The sequence below is a fragment of the Salinibacterium sp. CAN_S4 genome (assembly GCF_015752305.1).
Classification (GTDB): Bacteria; Actinomycetota; Actinomycetes; order Actinomycetales; family Microbacteriaceae; genus Rhodoglobus.
The window spans coordinates 976,924-996,430 of sequence record NZ_JADOVB010000001.1 but is presented as its reverse complement, the minus strand read 5'-3'; the positions used below and the strand labels follow the sequence as shown (position 1 = coordinate 996,430).

Genomic DNA, 19,507 nt, shown 5'->3' with positions numbered 1-19,507 from the left:
GAGATGCTGCCTTACATGACGGCAATCATTTGTGAGCTGCCCAGACCCTCGTCGTGATGGCGAATTTACGGTAGAAGCTCGGCGAGCCAACGAAAACGGCCTCATTGCCGCGGCCAGTCTCGCGCAAACCGATACGCTCGAGAATTGATATCGAGCGTCTATTGGCGTCGGGCGCCTCGGCCCAAATTTCCTCAAGCTCAAGCGTCTCAAACCCGTAGTCGAGTGCTGCGGATGCAACTGCTGTCCCAATGCCTTTGCCCCATCGGGATATATCGCCAACTACAAATCCAAGCTCGCGTCTCACGGGGCCATCACCGTGCAAATCTGCATACCCAACCACCTCTGAGTTTTGAATAGCTGCCAGTCGGAGGAGCTCCTTCGGCGGCGAGATCAAGAGATCGCGGATGTGCTTTGCGCGCTCATTCACCGGCACGTTTGGCGTCCAATCGGCTTGCGCACAAAAAGTCGCATCTGTGCCCCACAGAGCGATGGTGAGAGCGTCTCCGGGTCGGAGGGGCCGAAGTTCAACCGCTAACGACGCCCATTCAGCCATTCCGCCACGATACGGCGTTTACGACTATAGGTTCGCGCGCGATGAAAGCAATTTAAGGTTTCGGTGGCCGCGATTCGAATCGCGGCCATTAGTACCAGCCAAGCGGAATTAACCGGGTCTTCTAGGTTGGACACCAGCACTCGCAGGCACCCCAGGTCGCTGGCGTTGAGGTTCAGGTCGAGGTTGCCGACCGAATCGACCGTTGCGAACAAGACCGCCGCCTCTTCCAAATGTCGTCCTCGATCCCGCTAGTTGACCAAGAATGCGGGCCCCTTCCCGATTAGCGCACCAAGCGCGTCCGGGGCCGCGATCGTGACCGCCCCGGTGGTTGAGTTGATGACGAAGGTGTCTAGACGGTTGAGCGCTTGCGCGCCGCCCTCGACCGCGAAGGCCGGGCGCTGTCTCAAGCGGGGTTTCAATCCCGACGGCAAATGGTCTGCAACCATGATGTCGACCTGCTCCACGCCTCGCGTGAAGCGGTAGATAGGCAAGGTCCGCGCTTCTGGCACCGTCACCTCGAAGCCAAGCTCAACAAGTGCGGATCCGATCGCGCCGAAGCATGAACTGTTGCTCTGAACGTCCGCAATCAGATCGACTTCTTTCGTTGCCCGGGCAGGGGAATGGATGCTCGACGCGCGTGGAGCTGAGCCATGAGCCCACCCACCAGAACCCAGTCCGAGACGCCGATCGCTCGCGCGACTTCGAAGACCGTTGTCCACGGCGGGAGGAGGTCGTCGTCGCCAATGTCTACCGCGTGTGTCTGACCAGCCATGCCTGCCGCATGTCCTCTAGCGCGGTGAGCCCGGCCGAGCGTTCGCGTGTTCTCACGCTGCGAGCGAGGTCCGCGGCGATGACTGCGCTCGATGCGTGCCGGCCTTTCCATAGTTGTGACTCGGGTGCCTCATAAACTGTCAGGTCACCCTCGTCGTCCAGCGTCAGCAAGTGGCGTCGCGCAAACTCTTCGACGTGGCCCTCGCGGACGTAACCCTCGATTCTTCGAGTCTCAGGTGTCAGTTTCCGATCGATGACCTCAGCGGCACTGGCCCCGGTCAAAATCAGATCCGTCGCGGTTCTTGCAAGCGAGTCCGCGGTGTAGCGCCGGGCTTTCGTGCGGGTGGCCACCTTGCGGGCGATCTCCTCTGCTGACGTCGTTCGGATGCGGCGCTTCATCCTGTCGTACGTGCTCTGCGATAGCCCCTCGGCGGCGCGACCCGATAGCTCATCTAAAAGTGCCCAGGATGACGACGCTGACCATGCACGTCCAGCGCCGGTGTGGAGTGCTCTGCGCTCGCCGATCGATCGGCGCGACACTAACCAGGTCCCGTCCTGGAGCTGCTCTCCGCCGAGTTTGCCAGCGCGCAACAGGTCTGTGACTTGACGTTGCGAGATACCTAGTGCCAATGCGGCATCTTTCGTCATTAAATCTCGCATGTCATATCAGCTCCTGACTCAGAGCAATTATGACACAAATCACGTATTTTGAGCAGAACAAATACCGGGTAGTTGGCAGTCTGGGTGGTCGTTTGGGTAGACATCCCACGCGACCACCCAAACGAACGATTTTGGTCCGTTTTGCCCTGTCCTACCGCCCCTGCCTGACAGAGCCAGCTTCCCAACCTCCCACACCCAACAAGTTGTGCGTGGGAGGTTGGGAAGTAAAGCAGGGGCGGTAGGACAGGGCAAGAAATAGTGAATGATTAGGTGCGTGCAGATGAGAAGAAGAGCTCGTATAGGCGCGTGCGTCGTTGCGTTTGGCTTGGTTCTTTCGATGACGGGGTGTGTGCACAAAGAAATGAAATCCGAAGTGCTGGCGGACGCTGCTGCAGCGAAGACGCTAGACGTTGCTGCGAAGCAATTTTGCAATGACCACATCCACGGCCCCGATCTCATTGCAGCGCTAGATTCAACGGCCGGGGAGATCCGGCAGATAGCTTCCGAGGTTGAGGTTCGCGGGCCTTGGCAGGACGGACTCCCGTCTGGTGATGACGAACCGGTATGGATCTGCGTATTTGATGTCGCGGGACTACCCGGTCTCGAAGACGGTCTGACGTACATGGCATATTGGGGCGTCATCAGCGCCTCGCAAAACCTCACCGCTTGGTAGACGAGTGCCACGTCAGAGGGTGGTCGTAGCGTCAACCTATGGGGAGCATTAGCGCATACACGACTGCGAGCGGCAAACGCTATCGAGTGATCTACCGTCGACCGGATCGTTTACAGACGCAGAAGCGCGGCTTCAAGACAAAGCGGGATGCTGAGCTCTTTCTGGCAAAGGCAGCCGATCCGGCTGGCGTCCGACCTCACGAGAACGGGCTCGCGGCATCGTAGAACTGCGCATCCAGCCGCAGGTCCCCACTGAACGGTCCACCTAGACGGAGCTGTTCGACGTGCCAAGCGATTCTGGGATCACTGACGCCTTTGCCAACGGTCGCGGGTAGTGCCCCGGGTTAAAGGGTAGCTGTGTCGAGATTAGTTCCCTGGGTAGCCACGGCGCGCGGGCTCTCCTCAGGAAGCCGACTGTCGGCAGCATCGCTCCAAGCGCATCTCTATCCATGGGTGCATCCGACCATGCATTGAAAAGCGCTTGGCCAGATTGCGCCTCGTTCTCCGACGCGACGTGCGGCAGGACCAAAGGTACATACTCTCGGCCGAATAATGCCCACCAGACAGGATAGGGAGGCAGGCCCATCCAGCCTGCACGGCCAGTCAGCGAATAGCGATACTCCTCCTTGCCGTCGTACCACACCGAGCGACCACTCCAGAGGACATTTCGGGTTACCTCGGCCGATGCAAAGAACGCATGGCCCTTGCGCCCGAACTCGACGAACAGCGACCGCAGCGCGTTGCGCCACTTTTCCTCCTCGAACGCCGACCGTTCCAAGGAGAGGCTGAAAGTAGGCAGCGCGCGAGGCGAACCGTCCCAATGTCGTGTTGCGAGGTTTCCGTCGGTAACGGGAAAGGATCCCTTCCAATTGAGCAGCCCCGTGGACTTATCGGCCGCGTCCGCGAAGCCAGAGTCGCCCAGTGTCTCAAGCTTGTGTTGCAGGGGCTCGAACTCCCCGAAGCGACGAGGTAGTGCTTCGGGCAGGTACTTTCGCGCGGTCCTCATATAGAGCGACGCGAGATCGCGGGCATCGTGCGGAAAGTGCCAGGTGATCTCGATGAGATCGATACGCTCGTTGACCTTGGGTCGTGTAACCGTCCGATTTGTCTTCCCCGACCACATCGCGCCAGTTTGTTGATCGATCATCGCGCCGTTAACACTCGCGGCGAGCCGCTTGGAGAAGCGGAGAGCGTGGGGGATTGATAGGTCTGCGCTGCCTTCAACAAGAACCTGATACATGACTGTCACCCCGATTGCGACGGTCGCGAGTTCCTCGGGCACATCCTCCGGCTCAACGTCGAACGGCCCGTCGACGGTGAAGCAATAGCTGGCTCGCTTACCCCGAGTGACGGCGATGTGCTGTTCGGCTTCCTCGGCGACATCCATATCCGGGGCCGCCTTGACGATGTCAGTCAGGTCGCCCCGAGACAAGGACCGATCGCCGTACACGGTCAGGTCATAGGACATACCGAGAAGTCTTCCACCTGTTGCTAAGGCTCTGGTTCGCCGGTGAGGTGCAGACCGGCTCGCCTCGCGTGGCCAGTTGTCTTACGAAGTGCCCCCACGCAGATTCGAACTGCGGCCCCTGCCTCCGGAGGGCAGTGCTCTATCCCCTGAGCTATGGGGGCCAGGAGTTCGAGGTCAAGGCTACCAGCGGTATTGCACCCCAGCGTTCCGCGAACCGGCATGGCAGTATCGAGGGATGCTGAGAACCGTCACCTCCCACCTCGAACTCGACATCCAAGGCAGCACCAACATGGTGTTCAGCATTGCCGCTGCCCAGGGTTCGGCCGTGAAATCCGGCCTGCTCAGTTTCATGCTCGATGGTGAGCCACAGCGCCCCACGGAACTCACCGACCGCCACGGAACCCGACTGCATACCTTTGTCGCGGGTCCGGGAAAGATGATCGTCGACTATTCGGCCGACATCGCGGGCCGCGCAGACCCTGCTGCACCGGTCGACCTCGACCTCGTCACCTACCTGCGCCCCAGCCGCTACTGCGAATCAGACAGTCTCACCCCCACGGCGCGATCCGAATTTGCCGGCATCAAGGGCTACGACCTCCTGCACGCCGTCACGCTCTGGGTCTGGAACAAGCTTCGCTACGTCCCCGGTTCCAGCCTTCCGACCGACGGCGCAGAGCAGACGCTGCTCGCGCGCCGCGGGGTGTGTCGCGACTACGCCCACCTCGTAATCGCGCTGCTGCGCGCCCTCGACGTGCCGGCGAGGATGGTCGCCGTCTACGCGCCAGGCCTCTCACCCATGGACTTCCACGCCGTCGCCGAGGCCTACGTCGACGGCGCATGGTGGGTCGTGGATGCCACGCGCCTGGCCCCACGCCAGAGCATGGTCCGCATCTCGACCGGCCGCGACGCCGCCGATACCGCGTTCCTCACCAACCACTGGGCCGACCTCATGCTCACCAACATGAGCGTGCTGGCGATCGTGGACGAACTGCCGGCAGACGACGGCACCGAGCTGGTGCAGCTCGGCTGAGCCCGGGCGAGGCTAGCCGACGGCTGCGGTCGCGTTCCCCATGATCGCGGCAGCATCCTCCGCGGTGAAAAAGGCGACGGATGCCGCGGTCACCCAGAATTCGCCGGGGAACGCCTGCGCTGCAGAACCCACGTCACCCTGGTCGAAGTATCCGTTCGGTCCAAAGTCAGACACCGACGTGCTGTTCGACGCCAGGAACTCTTTGCGGATCTCGTCCGAGCGCGCATCCAGATGTGCCACTGACACGTCGATGGTGGCACCGCTGGTCTGGTTCATCCACCGGCATGCCAGCCCATTCGCGGCGACGGCCTGGCCGGCGAGCGAACCACTCTCCGGCACGAAACCGTCGACGAGACCGAAGTTGGGGTTGTAGTCGTAGATCTGCTGCGGAGTCACCACGTCGTTGCACGAGAGTCCCACTGGCTCACCGGTCTCGACCTCGGGCTCAGCCGGGGTTTCGGGTGTCGCAGACGCGGTCGCCGTCCCGGTGGGGGTCGCACTGACGGTGGGCCGGGGTGACGCCGACGACGTCGGCTCTGAATCACCAGCAGGCACGCAGGCTGAGAGCAGCAGCACGGTGGCCATGAGAGGAGCGGAGATCAGAAGCGTGCGGCGAGCGGACATGGCCCCATTGTGCCCCAGCTAAACTTGATCCTCGTGAACCCCGCCGATCTCTCCTCAGCCTTGTTGACCGTCGTGACGGCAATCTCGGCCTCCCGCGGGGGCACCCGCGTGCTCACGGTCGACGACCTGCTGCTGGAACGCCCGCGCAACCGGGATCATGGCGACTGGGCATCCAACATCGCCATGAAACTGGCGAAGCCCCTCGGTGCGAATCCACGGGAACTCGCGGTTGAGATCGCGGACGAAGCAGCAAAGTTGCCGGGCGTAGCGTCGGTCGACGTCGCCGGCCCCGGCTTCATCAACATCACCCTGGATGCCGCCGCCGCCGGAGCCCTCGCGAAGACCATCGTGGAACAGGCCGATGCCTACGGTCGCGGCGACCTCTACAGCGGCGTCACCATCAACCTCGAATTCGTGTCCGCGAACCCGACAGGGCCGATCCACATCGGCGGCGTGCGCTGGGCCGCGGTCGGTGACAGCCTCGCGCGCATCTTCCAGTCTCAGGGTGGCCTCGTCACCCGCGAGTATTACTTCAACGACCACGGCGCCCAGATCGACAGGTTTGCGCGCAGCCTGCTCGCCTCATTCCTGGGGGAGCCAGCGCCGGAAGACGGCTACGGCGGCGCCTACATCTCCGACATCGCGGCCCGCGTCATCGCGCTGTACCCCGGCCCCCTCGAGGCGATCTCCCGGGATGAGCAGCAGGAGGTGTTCCGGTCCGTTGGCGTCGAGCTCATGTTCGGCGACATCAAGGCATCGCTGCACGAGTTCGGCGTGAAGTTCGACGTGTACTTCCACGAGAACGAGCTGCACGAATCGGGGGACGTCGAAAAGGCGATCGCGCGACTGAGCGACCTCGGCGCGATCTATGAGTCGGACGGCGCAACCTGGTTCCGCTCCACCGACTACGACGACGATAAAGACCGCGTCGTCATCAAGAGCGATGGTGAAGCGGGCTACATCTCGGGCGACCTCGCCTACTACCTCAATAAGCGCGAGCGTGGGTTCGAGCGCAACATCATCATGCTGGGCGCCGACCATCACGGGTACGTCAAGCGGCTGATGGCCATGACGAAGGCGTTCGGCGACGAGCCGTTCGTGAACCTCGAGATCCTCATCGGCCAGATGGTCAACCTGGTGCGTGACGGCGAGCCCATGCGCATGTCCAAGCGCGCCGGAACCGTCGTGACCCTCGAAGACCTCGTCGAAGCGGTGGGAGTGGATGCCGGTCGTTACGCCCTCGTACGCAGCTCCATCGACTCCCAGGTCGATATTGACCTCGATCTCTGGGGTCGCAAGACCAACGACAACCCCGTCTTCTACGTGCAGTACGCGCACGCGCGCACCAACTCCGTGGCCCGCAACGCCGCGGCATCCGGAGTCGACCGCAGCGCCTTCGACGCGAGCCTGCTGTCGCACGAAACCGAGAGCATCCTGCTGGGTGTGCTCGCCGAGTTCCCGCGGGTCGTGCGCCAGGCCGCCGAGTTGCGCGAGCCGCACCGCATCGCGCGGTACTGCGAAGAACTGGCCGGTGCGTATCACCGCTGGTACGACGCCTGCCGGGTGACCCCACTCTCTGATGACGAGGTCACCGACCTGCATCGCACCAGGCTGTGGCTCAACGATGCCGTCGGACAGGTGCTGCGCAACGGCCTCGGTCTGCTCGGTGTCAGCGCTCCGGAACGGATGTAGCCGATGGCCGAGCCGATCGTCCCGAAGAACGAACAGCCCACCGAGCAGTTCGAGCCGTCGCAGACCCTCGTGATCGAGGTTCCCCCGGAAAAGCCGGCCAAACGCCGACGACGATGGATGGGCCCGCTCATCGCCCTCGTGATCGTCATCATCCTGCTGCTCGTCGCGTTCTTCGTGGGTGATGCCCTCGCCCGGCAATACGCAACCGGGCTCGTCAAGGAGAAGATCGTCGCGGCACTCAAGCTCGACCCCGACTCCGAGATCGATGTCAACCTCGGCGACGGCTCCATCCTGCTGCAGGCTGCGACCGGCAGCCTTGATGACCTCCGCGTGCACATCCCGGAGTTCACCCTCGGCGAGGTGACGGGCGAGGCGGAGATCACGGCCTTGGGTGTTCCGATCGACACCGCGAAGCCGCTCGAGAAGATGAACATCGAGGTGACAGTCGATGAAGCGAACGTGCAGAAGCTGTCCGGGTACCTCAGCGGTCTCGACCTGACCTCGATCGCTCTTCAGGACCAGCTCATCAGGATCAGCACCGACATCGACGTTCTCTTCAGCACCATCCCCGTCTCAGTCGACCTGGAACCGTCGGCGACCGAGGGTGGCATCAGCTTCGAGCCCGTGACCGTGCTGCTGGGAGACCAGCAACTGTCGGTGGACGACCTGCGTGCGATCCCGGGAATCTCGGGCATCGTCGGAAACCTGCTCGGTTCGCGCACGGTGTGCGTCGCCAGCTACCTGCCGCAGGGGCTCGTGGTCGACGACGTCACGGTGGTCGGAAGCGACCTCGTCGTCTCGATCAACGGTGACGGAGTCGCTCTCGACGGCGTCGGTCTCTCGCAGCAGGGCACCTGCCCTCCGGCCTGAGCGACGTCATAAGCAGCCGCACTCAGGCCCGTCCCGATAAGCTCAGTGGGCCCCGCGGACACCCCGTGGCCGCGCCCGATCGCTCCCAGATTCCTCGTGAGGTTCAGTGACCAGCAATCCGCTCGCCCCCTCGTGGCTCGCCGTGCCCGCCGACGCGAACGAACTCGCCGCGTCGGTCTGGTCGAAGAACAGCGCGCGCGACGCATCGGGTGAACTCGTCATCGCGGGAGTGCCAGCCTCTGCCATCGCCGCCGAATTCGGAACCCCCGTCTACGTCGTCGATGAGGCTGACGCGCGTGGTCGCGCACTCGAGATCCGCCGGTGCTTCGACGATGAGTTCGCCAGCGTGGGCGGCTCCGTCAAGGTCTACTACGCCGGCAAGGCGTTCCTGTCGATCGAGGTGGCGAGGTGGATGAACGACGCCGGGCTCAATATCGACGTCGCCAGCGGGGGAGAGCTCGCCGTTGCCCTCGCCGCCGGTGTCGCGCCGGCCAGGCTCGGGTTACACGGCAACAACAAGTCCCTCGCCGAGATCGACCGCGCGGTCAGCATCGGCATCGGTGCCATCGTCATCGACAGCGAGGTGGAGATCTCGCGTATTGCGGAAGCGGCCACCCGCCACGGGGTGGTGCAGCCCGTGCGCCTGCGCATCAACAGCGGGGTGCATGCCTCCACCCATGAATATCTCGCCACTGCGCGCGAAGACCAGAAGTTCGGAATTCCGCTGGTGGATGCCGCGGCGCACGTCGCACTCATCCGCGCAGAGCCCTCCCTCAGCTTCCTCGGCCTGCACTCGCACATCGGCTCGCAGATCTTCGAGTCGAGCGGATTCGCCGAGGCCGCGCGCCGACTGTTCGCGCTGCATGCCGAGCTTCTCGCGGGTGGTCCGGTTCCGGAACTCAACCTCGGCGGAGGCTTCGGAATCGCCTACACGAGCGTCGACGAGCCACTGCCCATCGCCGAGATTGCCGCCAGGTTCGCGCAGATCGTGTCGGAGGGAGCCGCGGCGCTCGGCATCCCGATTCCGGTGGTCGCGATCGAGCCGGGTCGCTCCATCATCGGTCCGTCGACGACCACGCTCTACACGGTCGGGACGATCAAGGACGTGCTGGTGGACGGCACGGATGTCCGTAAGTACGTCAGCGTCGACGGGGGCATGAGCGACAACATCCGGCCGTCCCTCTATCGCGCCGATTATTCGGTGCGGCTCGCCAACCGGTCGTCGACGGCAGAACCGAGCCTCGTGCGCATCGCGGGCAAGCACTGCGAATCGGGAGACATCGTCGTGCACGCCGACTACCTGCCGGGTGATGTGACCCCGGGTGACCTGGTGGGGGTGCCGGCGACCGGAGCCTACGGCTGGGCGATGGCGAGCAACTACAACTACCTCGGTCGGCCTCCCGTCGTCGCCGTCCTGGATGGAGTCGCGCGGGTCATCGTGCGCGGCGAGACCGAGGAAGATCTTCTCAGCAGGGACGCAGGCGTCCGTGCCGAAGCAGCTACAGAAACACAGCCAGCCAAGGGAGCACAGTCGTGATCGAACAACGTAAGCTGCGGGTCGCCGTCCTCGGAGGTGGCAGCGTGGGTTCACAGGTCGCGAGCCTGCTGATCGCCCACGGCGACGAACTCGCCGCACGCGCGGGAGCTGTGCTCGAGGTCGTCGGTGTCGCCGTGCGCAACCTCGACGCTCCCCGCGATGGCGACATCCCGAAGGAATTGCTCACGACCGACGCCTCGGCACTGATCCTCCAGGCCGATATCGTCGTCGAGCTCATCGGCGGCCTGGAGCCCGCGCGCACCCTGATCCTCGAGGCCCTCAACTCGGGCGCCGACGTGATCACCGCCAATAAGGCGCTGCTCGCGACGCACGGCCCCGAACTCTTCGAGGCAGCAGAGCAGGTGGGCGCCCAGCTTCACTACGAGGCAGCCGTCGGCGGTGCGATTCCGATCATCCGGCCGTTGCGTGACAGCCTCGCAGGCGACCGCGTGAGCCGCATCCTCGGGATCGTGAATGGCACGACCAACTACATCCTCGATCGCATGGATGTCGAGGGCGACACTCTCGAGAACGCCCTCGCTGAAGCGACGAGGCTCGGCTACGCGGAAGCAGACCCGACGGCCGACATCGAAGGATTCGATGCCGCGCAGAAGGCCGCGATTCTCGCGAGCCTCGCTTTCCACACCACAGTGCCGCTCGAAGCCGTGCATCGCGAGGGGATGACCTCGGTCACGCTCGAGCAGGTCGTCTCAGCGCGCAAGGCCGGCTACGCCGTCAAGCTGCTGGCCATCTGCGAGCGGATCACGGATGCCTCCACCGGAGTCGAGGGAGTGACCGCCCGAGTGCATCCCGCCCTTGTGCCGCTCAGCCACCCGCTCGCGTCGGTGCACGGCGCCAACAACGCCGTGTTCGTCGAAGCCGAAGCAGCGGGCAGCCTCATGTTCTACGGGGCAGGGGCCGGAGGCATCCAGACCGCGTCTGCCGTCCTAGGGGATATCGTCTCCGCCGCCAGGCGTCATGTCGCCGGTGGGCCGGGAGTCGCAGAATCGACCCAGGCCAACCTGCCGGTGCTGCCGATGTCGAGCGTGACCACGAAATACCAGATTACGCTGACCGTCGTCGACGAGCCCGGAGTGCTCGCAGCCATCGCCACGCAGTTCAGCGACAGGGGAGTTTCCGTCGAAGCCGTGTCGCAGTCGGTGCGTGACGGCGGGGATGAGGCCCGTCCCACCGCTACCCTTGTCATAGTCACGCATCGCGCCGAAGAGTCATCTCTCGCCGCGACGGTGACCGCGCTCGCCGCGAGCCCCGTGGTGTCGAGTGTTGTCTCAGTTCTACGAGTTGAAGGACAGTAATCAGTGGCCCACCAGTGGCGCGGAGTTCTCCGCGAGTATGCCGACCGCCTCGACATCTCTGATGCGACCCCGATCATCACGCTCGGTGAGGGCGGAACTCCGCTGATTCCGGCCGACGCACTCTCGCACCGCACCGGTGCGAAGGTATGGGTCAAGTACGAGGGAATGAACCCGACAGGGTCGTTCAAAGACCGCGGCATGACGATGGCGGTCTCCAAGGCAGCAGAGCACGGCGCGAAGGCCGTCATCTGTGCCTCGACCGGAAACACCTCGGCCAGCGCCGCAGCCTATGCGACCCACGCCGGACTCACCGCAGCCGTGCTCGTGCCCGAGGGCAAGATCGCACTCGGCAAGCTCGCGCAGGCCATCGCCCATGGCGCAGAGCTCATCCAGGTGCAGGGCAACTTCGACGACTGCCTCGAGATGGCTCGCGAACTGGCGACCAACTACCCGGTCCATCTGGTCAACTCGGTGAACCCCGACCGCATCGAGGGCCAGAAGACCGCGGCCTTCGAGGTCATCGAGGTTCTGGGCGACGCTCCGGATTTCCACATCGTCCCCGTCGGCAACGCGGGCAACTACACCGCCTACCACCGCGGCTACACCGAAGACCTGGCCCGCAACGCGAGCACGAAGCTGCCGCGCATGTTCGGATTCCAGGCCGCCGGCAGCGCGCCGCTCGTGCTCGGTCACGTCGTCAAGAACCCCGAGACCCTCGCCAGTGCGATCCGCATCGGCAACCCCGCCTCGTGGGAGCTGGCCCTCGCCGCCCGTGAGAACAGCGACGGATACTTCGGCTCCATCACCGACGAGAAGATCCTCGAGGCGTACCGCATCCTGTCGGCAGAGGTCGGCATCTTCGTCGAGCCGGCATCGGCCATCAGCGTTGCGGGTCTGCTCGAACGCTCAGAGGCCGGGATGATCCCGAAGGGATCCACCGTCGTGCTGACCGTCACAGGGCACGGCCTGAAAGATCCACAGTGGGCACTGCGCACGGCCGAGGGTGACGAGATCACCCCGACCGTCGTCCCGGTCGATGTCGACGAGATCGCGAGCGTGCTCGGACTGGTGAAGGCACGCGCTTGACCCTCGGCTCAGCGGTTGCCGGGCGATCGGTGATCGTCCGCGTTCCTGCGACGTCAGCCAACCTCGGGCCCGGCTTCGACACCCTCGGTCTCGCTCTCGCGATCTACGACGAACTCGTGGTCACAGCGACTGACGAGAGAGGCGTCGTCGTAGACGTGACCGGAGTGGGCAAAGGCGAGGTCCCTACCGACGAGTCCAACCTCGTTGCCAGCTCCATCGCCTACACCTTCGCCCGCGTCGGCCAGCCCATCCCCGGCCTGCGCCTCAGCGCGAACAACGTCATCCCGCACGGGGGCGGCCTCGGATCATCCGCCGCTGCCATCGTCTCCGGCGTCATGGCCGCGAAAGGGTTGCTCGACGGCATCGTCGAGCTCGACATCGACCTGATGCTCGAGATCGCGACAGAGCTCGAAGGTCATCCAGACAACGTCGCCCCGGCGCTCTTCGGTGGGCTGACGATTGCGTGGACGGCGGATTCCGGGCCGCGCGCCAGAAAGCTCCTCGTGCACCGGGCAGTATCTCCGCTCGTCTTCGTGCCGGGTCATTCCGTGTCGACGGCCGTCGCGCGCAGCCTGCAGCCGGCGACCGTGCCGTTCGAGGATGCCGTCTTCAACCTGTCGCGGTCTGCACTGCTGATCGCCGCCCTTACCCAAAGCCCCGAGCTGCTGTTCGAGGCGACCGAAGACCGCCTCCACCAGGATTATCGTGCCAGTGCCATGCCGGAGACCAACGCGCTCGTGCACGTGCTGCGCGACCACGGCTTTGCTGCAGTGGTGTCCGGTGCAGGGCCGTCGATCCTCGTGCTCGCCGGCCAGCCCTCCGATCGTGCCGCGGCCGCCGCGCTCGTCACAGAACACGCCGAGAGCCCGTGGCGCGCCACGATGGCTGCCGTGGATTTCAAAGGTGCTACAGTGAAAGCGCACCAGGTAGAAGTGAAGCCCCAGCAGTAGCTTCCCGGTTGCACTTTCACCCTCATCTCGTGGCATCCGATTCCTGCGCACCCGCGCAGACAGCCCGGGGTGATCAGCTCTCCTGCGATCAGCAACTTTTCGGCAGGGGAAAGGACATCACCAGTGACGAACGTCAACTCAAGCTCGAACCTGAGCGCACTCAAACTTCCCGAGCTGCAGGCACTCGCCAGTTCGCTCGGCATCAGTGGCGCATCCAAACTTCGTAAGGGAGACCTTGTGGCCGCGATCAGCGATAAGCAGGGCGGCGACGCAGCCGTTCCGACAGCGTTGGTCGAGACTGCTGTAGCCGAGGCTGCTGCCGTCGAGGCGACCGCGGTCGAGGCATCCACCATCGACGACGCCCCTCAGGCGGCCCCTGCCGCCCGCAAACGCACCTCACGCCGCGTGACGAGCGCCGACACCGAGGCCATCGCCGCGGCGCCGACCCTCGCCGGCGCTCCCGTCGTCGACGAGTCGACCAGTGCGGCTCCCGACAGCGAGCCGAACGAGGCTCCCGCCGTCGCGGAGGAGCCGTCCACCCGGCCCGCCCGCCGCCCGTCACGTCGCGCCAGCTCGCACGTTGCAGGGGCAGAGTCCGGTCTCGACGACCCGACTCCGGCCGACGTCGCCGTCGAGGCGACCCGCGACGAGTCGACAGACTCCGCCGACAACGCCAACGACAACGCTTCGGACAATGACGGTTCGGACAATGACGGTTCGAACAATGACGGTTCGAACAATGACGGCGAGCAGGAGGGCGGCTCGAGCCGTTCCTCGCGCAACCGCAACCGGAACCGCAACTCCGACCGCAAGCAGGGCGGTGAGTCCGAAAGCCAGCAGAACAGCGGCCAGCAGAACAACGGCCAGCAGGGCGGTCGCCAGCAGAACGGTCGCCAGCAAGCTCAGCAGGGCGGGAACCAGCAGGGCAACGGCCAGCAGAACAATGGCCAGCAGAACGGTGGCCAGCAGAACAACGGCCAGAACCGTGACAACCAGCAGGCCGACCAGAACCGCAACAACCAGAACCGCGACAACCAGCGGGTTCAGGATGGCGACCTCGAGGGTGGAAACGGTCGCAGCCGCTACCGTGACCGCAAGCGTGGCCGCGGACCCGTCGGTGATGACTTCGAGCCCGAGATCACCGAGGATGACGTGCTCATCCCGGTCGCCGGCATCCTCGACGTGCTCGACAACTACGCATTCGTGCGCACCTCCGGCTACCTGCCGGGAAACAACGACGTGTACGTCTCGCTCGGCCAGGTCAAGAAGTACAACCTGCGCAAGGGAGACGCCGTCGTCGGCGCCATCCGCCAGCCGCGCGAGGGTGACAACAACCAGGGTCGCCAGAAGTACAACGCGATCGTGCGCATCGACTCGATCAACGGCCTGCCCGTCGACGAAGCCGCCGATCGCGTCGAATTCGGCAAGCTCACGCCGCTGTACCCGCAGGAGCGCCTCCGACTGGAGACCGAGCCCGGAAAGCTCTCGACCCGCATCATCGACCTCGTGTCGCCGATCGGCAAGGGCCAGCGCGGCCTGATCGTCTCGCCGCCCAAGGCGGGCAAGACCCTCGTGCTGCAGGCGATCGCCAACTCCATCGCGAAGAACAACCCAGAGGTTCACCTCATGGTCGTGCTCGTCGACGAGCGCCCCGAAGAAGTCACCGACATGCAGCGCACGGTCAAGGGTGAGGTCATCGCATCCACCTTCGATCGTCCGGCAGAAGACCACACCACGGTTGCCGAGCTCGCCATCGAGCGCGCGAAGCGACTCGTCGAACTCGGTCACGACGTCGTCGTGTTGCTCGACTCGATCACGCGCCTCGGACGGGCCTACAACCTGACTGCCCCGGCCTCGGGCCGCATCCTCTCCGGAGGCGTCGACTCGTCAGCGCTGTACCCGCCGAAGCGTTTCTTCGGTGCCGCCCGCAACATCGAAGAGGGCGGATCTCTCACCATCATTGCGACCGCGCTCGTCGAGACCGGCTCCAAGATGGATGAGGTCATCTTCGAGGAGTTCAAGGGCACCGGCAACATGGAACTGCGCCTGTCGCGCCACCTCGCCGACAAGCGGATCTTCCCTGCCGTCGATGTCAACGCATCCGGAACCCGCCGCGAAGAGATGCTGATGGGCACCGATGAGGTCAAGGTCTCCTGGAAGCTGCGTCGTGCCCTCGCCGGCCTCGACCAGCAGCAGGCCCTCGAGATCGTGCTGGGTCGCCTCAAAGAAACCCAGACCAACGTCGAGTTCCTGATGCAGGTGCAGAAGTCGATGCCGGGCGCCAACGGATCCACAGAGGACTAGTCATGTTCGAGTCAGTGCAGACGTTGCTGGCCGAACATGATGAGCTTCAGAATCAGCTTGCTGACCCTGAACTGCACTCAGATCCGGCCAGGAGCAAGAAGGTCAATCGACGCTACGCGGAACTCGCGCGCATCATTGCGGCCTATCACGAGTGGCGACAGCTGACGGATGATGTTGCTGCTGCGACCGAGATGGCGGCGGAGGACGAGTCGTTCGCGGCCGAGCTTCCCGGTCTCACCGAGTCGCTCGAGGCCGCCCAGGAGAAGCTGCGACGTCTGCTGATCCCGCGCGACCCCAACGATGCCCGCGATGTCATCATGGAGATCAAGATGGGTGAGGGTGGCGCGGAATCCGCCCTCTTCGCCGGGGATCTGCTGCGCATGTACCTGCACTACGCAGAGTCGAAGAAGTGGAAGACCGAGATCATCGAGCAGACCTCGAGCGACCTCGGCGGCATCAAGGATGTGCAGGTCGCATTCAAAGGCAACTCGAGCGATCCGGCCGAGGGCATCTGGGCACACTTCAAATACGAGGGCGGCGTGCACCGCGTGCAGCGCGTTCCCGCGACCGAGTCGCAGGGACGCATCCACACGTCGGCGGCCGGAGTGCTGGTCTTCCCCGAGGTCGATGAGCCTGAAGAGGTCGAGATCAGCCAGAACGACCTCAAGATCGACGTCTACCGCTCCAGTGGTCCTGGTGGCCAGTCCGTCAACACGACAGACTCCGCTGTGCGCATCACCCATCTTCCGACCGGAATCGTCGTAGCGATGCAGAACGAGAAATCGCAGCTGCAGAACCGCGAGGCCGGAATGCGCGTGCTTCGCGCCCGCATCCTTGCTCATAACCAGGAGATTGCGGATGCCGAGGCCTCCGTGTACCGCAAGAGCCAGATCCGCACCATGGACCGGTCCGAGCGCATCCGCACGTACAACTTCCCCGAGAACCGCATCGCCGACCATCGCACGGGCTACAAGGCGTACAACCTCGATGCCGTGATGAACGGTGCACTCGAGCCGGTCATCCAGTCGTGCATCATCGCTGACGAGGAATCCCGGCTCGATGCTCTCGGCGCCGACGACTGATCCATTCAGGGCCGCACCGCCCATCGACTCCATGATCTCCATCACAGAACTGCTCTCTCGGGCCATCGACACCCTGTCGAATGCCGGAATCTCGAATCCGACGGTCGACGCGGAGCTGCTCATCGGCCACGTTCTGGGGCTCAGTCGTGGGGGAGTGCAGGCCAGGGCCGTCACCGGGACGACCGTGCCCACCGATGATTCGGCGACGATCGAGCAACTGGTCGAACGTCGCGCCGCAAGGGAGCCGCTCCAGCACATCACGGGCAGGGCAGCGTTCCGCCAGCTCGAACTCGCCGTCGGGCCCGGGGTCTTCGTACCGCGACCGGAGACGGAGTTCGTGGCCCAGTTCGCCATCGATGCGCTTCGAGCCACGGCGTCACCCGAACCCGTCGGTGTGGATCTCGGCATGGGAAGCGGAGCAATCGCGCTCGCCATGGCAACCGAGGTCGCCCACGCGCGCATCTACGGTGTCGAGGTGTCGCCTCGAGCCTTCGTCTGGGCGCGCCAGAACTTCACGGCGGTGGACGCGCCCAACGCCACAGCGGTGTTCATCGACCTCGCGCATGCCCTCCCTGCCCTCGACGGCAGCGTCGATGTCGTCATCTCCAACCCGCCGTACATCCCGCTCGGTGCCATCCCGCGCGATCCCGAGGTGCGACTGTTCGACCCCGAGATCGCGCTGTATGGAGGCGACGATGGGCTGGATGTCGTGCGCCAGGTGTCGGCGACGGCACTGCGTCTGCTGCGCCAGGGTGGCTCGCTCATCCTCGAGCACGGCGAATTGCAGGCCGCGGAGATAGCCGCGCTTCTCAGCAACGACGGATGGACAGCAGTGGCCCACCACCGCGACCTCCTCGGTCGCGATCGCGCGACGACAGCGCTGCGCTAGCCGCCCGCGCCCGCGCCGCCCGACCCTACTGCCGCGAACTGCGCCAAATGTGCGGTCAGGGCGACGACACCCACGATGAGCCGCAGTTCGTGCTCGCGGCAAGCGCGGAGCGTCCTCTGGTCCATAGGTGGTTCACGCTGGCGATTTCCACGGGCTCGAGTTGCGCAGCCCATCGCTGGGGCCTCGGTGCCATCGTGAGCTGTGACGTCGCGGCCCGACCTGCCAGTCGAGCTCCGCGGCGTGCCCTTCACCCGCACGCTGGGCATGCTCCATGGCGTCTCACCGGGTCGGTTGCGCGCGAGTGACATCGACCACCCTTTCCACGGCGTGCATCGGGAGCGACAGTCTCCGGATTCCCTCGCCTGGGCCTGTCGCGCCTATCTGCTGCGCATGCCACGCGAGGCTGCCTTCAGCCACTCGACCGCAGCGGGCCTCTACAACCTGCCGCTCCCGGCGTACGCGAAATCCGCTCGCGTCCATGTGACCCGTCCTGCGGGCGGTCGCCCACCCGAGGGCCGAGGGGTAGCTGGCCACGAACTGTCGAGGGACCTGTGGATGACGCGACAGTTCGTCCAAGTCGATCATCAGAGTTTCGATCTCTTCGAACTGCCGGTGTTGGCTCCGTCGCTGGTGTGGGCGCAGTTGGCGACGGTCCTGGATGAGGATGACCTCGTGGCAGTCGCCGATGCGATGGTGACAGGCCCCGATCCGCTGTGCACGATCCCGATGCTGAGGGCGCAGGTTGCGGCGTGGAGAGACCGTCGAGGTGCCAAGAAACTGGCGCGGGCGATCGACCAGGTGCGAGTGGGATCCCTCAGTCGTCCTGAATCACTTCAGCGCCTTCAGCTGGTGAAGGCCGGAATTCCGGAACCCGAGCTCAACGTCACCGTCACCGATCGGAGTGGCAACGACATCGCGATGGCCGACGAGGTATGGGTCGAGTTCCGCACCATCGTCGAGTACGAGGGCGACTACCATCGAACATCCCGGGGCAAATTTCGGCGTGACATCACTCGTGTCGAGAGATTTGCTGATGGCGACTGGTTTGCCCTGAGGTCGCACGCCGACGACGTGTTCCGGGATCCGAACCCCTTCGTGGGTCGGCTGTGGCGGCGTCTCGTAGCGCGCGGATGGAGTCCCAGCCGCCGCGAACCGCGTCATGTTGTGGCTGCGAGACGCTGATCCTCGCCTTTGCCGCAGTTCGCGCTGCGCAGGCCGCCCGAGCGCTGCGCAGGCCGCCCGAGAGCGCTGCGCAGGCCGCCCGACAGCGCTGCGCTAGCCGCCCGCGCGAGCTTCCGCGAAGTCCTCGATCGCAGCGAGCATCCCGGATGCCGAGCCGTAGTGGTACGCGGTGATGCCGACCGAGCGCGCGCCATCGACGTTCTCCCGCATGTCGTCCGCGAAGAACGCGTCGGTCGCAGGGGTCTCGTAGGCCTCCAGCACCCGCTCGAAGACCAGCGGCTCGGGTTTGCGCGCCCGGTAGTGGCTCGAGGTCAGCAGGTGCTCGCCGAAGATCGGGACGAGTTCCGGCGCGAGTGTGTGCAGGTGTTTCGCGGTGAGGGCATTGTTGTTTGTCAGCAGGGTGATGGTTCCCAGCTCGGATGCCCGGCGAACCGCCGCGAGGGCATCGGGTCTTACGGTCATCGCCGAACCGCGCACACGCACCCATTCGTTTTCGTCGACGTCGACGCCGATCGACTCCGTGAAGGCGTTGAGGTAGGCCTCCGGGGTCTCGAACACTCCTGCCTCACCCGCCCATTCGCCGTCGTCGTGCCACCAGCGCTCGCGCAACTCGGAGAGGGAGAGGCCGGTGAGCTCCGTCATTCCGGCCATCCTGACGCGCCAGTCGTAGTCGTAGAGCACGTCGTCCATGTCGAAGATGAAGAGCAGGCTCATCGGGTGCGCCTCACGAGGGCCTGGTTGCCAGGCAACGGGCCAGCAGGTTGATCAAGAAAAGTATTCACGGCGCCGACCAGTCTTTCACGCCGCGATGGCGCCGTCGT

At 64.6% G+C, this 19,507-nt stretch carries 21 protein-coding genes and 1 tRNA gene; 13 read left to right on the top strand and 9 right to left on the bottom strand.

Features of this window, described 5'->3' with window-relative positions:
* Nucleotides 1-25 precede the first annotated feature (25 nt).
* The 5 genes from IWX81_RS04935 to IWX81_RS04915 all read right to left on the bottom strand — a co-directional run bounded on the left by IWX81_RS04935 (nt 26) and on the right by IWX81_RS04915 (nt 1,972).
* A complete protein-coding gene (locus tag IWX81_RS04935) occupies nt 26-553 on the bottom strand; it encodes a GNAT family N-acetyltransferase (protein WP_199280098.1) in 528 nt (175 codons plus the stop codon).
* The gene (locus IWX81_RS04930) at nt 532-783 is read right to left on the bottom strand and encodes a hypothetical protein (RefSeq protein ID WP_199280097.1); all 252 of its coding nucleotides are present in this window, start codon (nt 781-783) and stop codon (nt 532-534) included. The genes IWX81_RS04935 and IWX81_RS04930 overlap by 22 nt, the downstream gene beginning before the upstream one ends.
* An 18-nt stretch (nt 784-801) precedes the next feature.
* A complete protein-coding gene (locus IWX81_RS04925) occupies nt 802-1,068 on the bottom strand; it encodes a hypothetical protein (RefSeq protein ID WP_199280096.1) in 267 nt (88 codons plus the stop codon).
* A 71-nt stretch (nt 1,069-1,139) separates the two neighbouring features.
* Complete coding sequence (locus IWX81_RS04920) at nt 1,140-1,325, bottom strand: hypothetical protein (RefSeq protein WP_199280095.1); 186 nt, start codon at nt 1,323-1,325, stop codon at nt 1,140-1,142.
* Nucleotides 1,301-1,972 (bottom strand): hypothetical protein, encoded by a 672-nt coding sequence (locus tag IWX81_RS04915; RefSeq protein WP_199280094.1) that lies wholly within the window; start codon nt 1,970-1,972, stop codon nt 1,301-1,303. The genes IWX81_RS04920 and IWX81_RS04915 overlap by 25 nt, the downstream gene beginning before the upstream one ends.
* A 373-nt stretch (nt 1,973-2,345) precedes the next feature.
* Here IWX81_RS04915 and IWX81_RS04910 point away from each other — a divergent pair, with 373 nt between their 5' ends.
* Nucleotides 2,346-2,657 carry a hypothetical protein gene (locus IWX81_RS04910; RefSeq protein WP_199280093.1) on the top strand — a complete coding sequence of 104 codons (312 nt, stop codon included), beginning with the start codon at nt 2,346-2,348 and terminating at the stop codon, nt 2,655-2,657.
* Nucleotides 2,658-2,695: 38 nt separating this feature from the next.
* On the top strand, nt 2,696-2,881 hold the full coding sequence (locus IWX81_RS15050; protein ID WP_199280092.1) for an Arm DNA-binding domain-containing protein: 186 nt from the start codon (nt 2,696-2,698) through the stop codon (nt 2,879-2,881).
* Between the two features lie 40 nt (nt 2,882-2,921).
* On the opposite strand, the gene IWX81_RS04900 is transcribed toward IWX81_RS15050, so the two are convergent.
* The gene (locus IWX81_RS04900; RefSeq protein ID WP_199280091.1) at nt 2,922-4,124 is read right to left on the bottom strand and encodes a hypothetical protein; all 1,203 of its coding nucleotides are present in this window, start codon (nt 4,122-4,124) and stop codon (nt 2,922-2,924) included.
* A gap of 89 nt (nt 4,125-4,213) precedes the next feature.
* Nucleotides 4,214-4,285 (bottom strand) — tRNA-Arg (locus IWX81_RS04895).
* Between the two features lie 74 nt (nt 4,286-4,359).
* Here IWX81_RS04895 and IWX81_RS04890 point away from each other — a divergent pair.
* Nucleotides 4,360-5,154, top strand: coding sequence for a transglutaminase-like domain-containing protein (locus IWX81_RS04890; RefSeq protein WP_199280090.1), 795 nt, complete (start codon nt 4,360-4,362; stop codon nt 5,152-5,154).
* A 12-nt stretch (nt 5,155-5,166) separates the two neighbouring features.
* Here the strand turns inward: IWX81_RS04890 and IWX81_RS04885 are convergent, their stop codons facing one another.
* Nucleotides 5,167-5,778 carry an arginyl-tRNA synthetase gene (locus IWX81_RS04885; protein WP_199280089.1) on the bottom strand — a complete coding sequence of 204 codons (612 nt, stop codon included), beginning with the start codon at nt 5,776-5,778 and terminating at the stop codon, nt 5,167-5,169.
* 33 nt (nt 5,779-5,811) lie between these two features.
* Here IWX81_RS04885 and argS point away from each other — a divergent pair, with 33 nt between their 5' ends.
* From argS to IWX81_RS04835, 10 genes are all read left to right on the top strand, one after another.
* A complete protein-coding gene (gene argS, locus IWX81_RS04880) occupies nt 5,812-7,470 on the top strand; it encodes an arginine--tRNA ligase (RefSeq protein WP_199280088.1) in 1,659 nt (552 codons plus the stop codon).
* A gap of 3 nt (nt 7,471-7,473) precedes the next feature.
* Nucleotides 7,474-8,340: an LmeA family phospholipid-binding protein gene (locus IWX81_RS04875; RefSeq protein ID WP_199280087.1), complete on the top strand. Its 867-nt coding sequence runs from the start codon at nt 7,474-7,476 to the stop codon at nt 8,338-8,340.
* Between the two features lie 106 nt (nt 8,341-8,446).
* Nucleotides 8,447-9,877, top strand: coding sequence for a diaminopimelate decarboxylase (lysA, locus tag IWX81_RS04870; protein ID WP_199280086.1), 1,431 nt, complete (start codon nt 8,447-8,449; stop codon nt 9,875-9,877).
* Nucleotides 9,874-11,193, top strand: coding sequence for a homoserine dehydrogenase (locus tag IWX81_RS04865; protein ID WP_199280085.1), 1,320 nt, complete (start codon nt 9,874-9,876; stop codon nt 11,191-11,193). Before lysA ends, IWX81_RS04865 begins: the two co-directional genes overlap by 4 nt.
* A 3-nt stretch (nt 11,194-11,196) precedes the next feature.
* Nucleotides 11,197-12,279, top strand: a complete 1,083-nt coding sequence (gene thrC / locus IWX81_RS04860) for a threonine synthase (protein WP_199280084.1) — start codon at nt 11,197-11,199, stop codon at nt 12,277-12,279.
* Entirely contained in the window at nt 12,276-13,229 is a 954-nt protein-coding gene (gene thrB / locus IWX81_RS04855; protein WP_199280083.1) for a homoserine kinase, read from the top strand. The genes thrC and thrB overlap by 4 nt, the downstream gene beginning before the upstream one ends.
* A 123-nt stretch (nt 13,230-13,352) precedes the next feature.
* Nucleotides 13,353-15,533: a transcription termination factor Rho gene (gene rho, locus IWX81_RS04850; RefSeq protein ID WP_199280082.1), complete on the top strand. Its 2,181-nt coding sequence runs from the start codon at nt 13,353-13,355 to the stop codon at nt 15,531-15,533.
* A 2-nt stretch (nt 15,534-15,535) separates the two neighbouring features.
* Nucleotides 15,536-16,615, top strand: coding sequence for a peptide chain release factor 1 (prfA, locus tag IWX81_RS04845; RefSeq protein ID WP_199280081.1), 1,080 nt, complete (start codon nt 15,536-15,538; stop codon nt 16,613-16,615).
* Between the two features lie 31 nt (nt 16,616-16,646).
* Nucleotides 16,647-17,504 carry a peptide chain release factor N(5)-glutamine methyltransferase gene (gene prmC, locus IWX81_RS04840; protein ID WP_199280080.1) on the top strand — a complete coding sequence of 286 codons (858 nt, stop codon included), beginning with the start codon at nt 16,647-16,649 and terminating at the stop codon, nt 17,502-17,504.
* Nucleotides 17,505-17,705: 201 nt separating this feature from the next.
* Nucleotides 17,706-18,686, top strand: a complete 981-nt coding sequence (locus IWX81_RS04835) for a hypothetical protein (protein ID WP_199280079.1) — start codon at nt 17,706-17,708, stop codon at nt 18,684-18,686.
* A 93-nt stretch (nt 18,687-18,779) separates the two neighbouring features.
* Here IWX81_RS04835 and IWX81_RS04830 read toward each other — a convergent pair whose 3' ends face one another.
* Nucleotides 18,780-19,400: an HAD family hydrolase gene (locus IWX81_RS04830; RefSeq protein ID WP_199280078.1), complete on the bottom strand. Its 621-nt coding sequence runs from the start codon at nt 19,398-19,400 to the stop codon at nt 18,780-18,782.
* Nucleotides 19,401-19,507: the final 107 nt, after the last annotated feature.

What these genes read in the sequence shown, in the direction of transcription:
- IWX81_RS04935 (WP_199280098.1), bottom strand. Translation starts at nt 553, where the DNA reads ATGGCTGAATGGGCGTCGTTAGCGGTTGAACTTCGGCCCCTCCGACCC.
- IWX81_RS04910 (WP_199280093.1), top strand. Translation starts at nt 2,346, where the DNA reads ATGAAATCCGAAGTGCTGGCGGACGCTGCTGCAGCGAAGACGCTAGAC.
- prfA (WP_199280081.1), top strand. Translation starts at nt 15,536, where the DNA reads ATGTTCGAGTCAGTGCAGACGTTGCTGGCCGAACATGATGAGCTTCAG.
- IWX81_RS04890 (WP_199280090.1), top strand. Translation starts at nt 4,360, where the DNA reads ATGCTGAGAACCGTCACCTCCCACCTCGAACTCGACATCCAAGGCAGC.
- IWX81_RS15050 (WP_199280092.1), top strand. Translation starts at nt 2,696, where the DNA reads ATGGGGAGCATTAGCGCATACACGACTGCGAGCGGCAAACGCTATCGA.
- IWX81_RS04875 (WP_199280087.1), top strand. Translation starts at nt 7,474, where the DNA reads ATGGCCGAGCCGATCGTCCCGAAGAACGAACAGCCCACCGAGCAGTTC.
- prmC (WP_199280080.1), top strand. Translation starts at nt 16,647, where the DNA reads ATGATCTCCATCACAGAACTGCTCTCTCGGGCCATCGACACCCTGTCG.
- IWX81_RS04830 (WP_199280078.1), bottom strand. Translation starts at nt 19,400, where the DNA reads ATGAGCCTGCTCTTCATCTTCGACATGGACGACGTGCTCTACGACTAC.
- IWX81_RS04920 (WP_199280095.1), bottom strand. Translation starts at nt 1,325, where the DNA reads ATGGCTGGTCAGACACACGCGGTAGACATTGGCGACGACGACCTCCTC.
- IWX81_RS04915 (WP_199280094.1), bottom strand. Translation starts at nt 1,972, where the DNA reads ATGACGAAAGATGCCGCATTGGCACTAGGTATCTCGCAACGTCAAGTC.
- IWX81_RS04885 (WP_199280089.1), bottom strand. Translation starts at nt 5,778, where the DNA reads ATGTCCGCTCGCCGCACGCTTCTGATCTCCGCTCCTCTCATGGCCACC.
- IWX81_RS04900 (WP_199280091.1), bottom strand. Translation starts at nt 4,124, where the DNA reads ATGTCCTATGACCTGACCGTGTACGGCGATCGGTCCTTGTCTCGGGGC.